Origin of the sequence: Lactobacillus sp. UMNPBX1 (genome assembly GCF_002554085.1) — a bacterium.
GTDB lineage: Bacteria > Bacillota > Bacilli > Lactobacillales > Lactobacillaceae > Lactobacillus > Lactobacillus crispatus.
Genome location: NZ_PCZI01000092.1, coordinates 1 through 208 on the forward strand (window position 1 = coordinate 1; position 208 = coordinate 208).

The 208-nt window shown below is 29.8% G+C and carries 1 protein-coding gene; it reads right to left on the reverse strand.

The genetic code is table 11. From position 1 onward, the window contains the following. Positions 1 to 25: 25 nt before the first annotated feature. A partial coding sequence (locus tag CP352_RS11435) for a hypothetical protein (protein WP_233186950.1) occupies positions 26 to 208 on the reverse strand: 183 nt, incomplete at its 5' end.

Sequence of the window (208 nt, forward strand, 5' to 3'; positions counted from 1 at the left end):
TAAAAAATCAATTTACGAGAAAGATCTATTTACACAAAAGATTTGACAGTTTCGTTAAGGTGATATTTCTATAATTGAAAGCAGATTCTACTAATGTAATTGCTACAATCAGAATAAATATTTCATAAAAACACATAGAACCCGAACGAAGAACAAGACTTGCCAAAGCGGAGAAAATAAGGTAAATTAATAAAGTCGCTTCGAGAGA